General features: G+C 43.6%; 1 protein-coding gene. It reads right to left on the bottom strand.

Annotated elements, in window-relative coordinates:
- Window positions 1-305 precede the first annotated feature (305 nt).
- On the bottom strand, window positions 306-640 hold a 335-nt coding region (locus LMF89_RS25470), incomplete at its 5' end, for an RNA-guided endonuclease InsQ/TnpB family protein (protein WP_229537598.1).

The following is a 640-nucleotide window of genomic DNA, read 5'->3' as shown; positions in this document are numbered from 1 at the left end:
ATAAGAGAATAGAATTGTTAAAAACTACCGGAGTGATTACATTGGGGAACATTTATCTTATTCGACATTGTGAGGCGGAAGGGCAGCCTCCTGAAGCATCGTTGACAGATAGAGGTCTTAAACAGGCGTTAAATCTGTCAGAGTTTTTCTCTTCTAGTGAACTACTCGCCACTTAACTATCCTTTCGGCTAGTTTGAAGTGGGAGCTTCCAAGGTCTAAGACCTCTTCTATTATTGCGCCATCACCCACAGACCCAACGGTCCGTGTCCGGCGCCTTGAATTCGCGGTGTTCCAACCGCTATCATTTAGGCAGCGTATCCCGCTTCTATCAATACGCGAACGCCATAATATTTCAGGTTTAGAGCAGCGTTGTGGTCTCTGTCTAGGCCCGAATCACACTGTTCACAAATATACACACGTTCGGACAGCTTAAGCTGTTCTTTCTTGAATCCACAGTTGCTGCATACTTTACTAGAAGGGAAGTATCTATCGGCAACAATATAATGCTTTCCTTTCTTCTTCGCTTTGTACTGTAGCATTAGTCGGAACATACCAAATCCGTTGTCGTGTAGTTTTTTTCCTAATTTCAAACACTGTGCCAAGTTACGCAAATCGATATCTTCTACCACAATCGCATGGT

Source organism: Pelosinus baikalensis (genome assembly GCF_020819555.1).
GTDB classification, from domain to species: Bacteria; Bacillota; Negativicutes; order DSM-13327; family DSM-13327; genus Pelosinus; species Pelosinus baikalensis.
The sequence above is the reverse complement of the archived record's forward strand: the minus strand, read 5'-3'. Positions and strand labels throughout refer to the sequence as shown.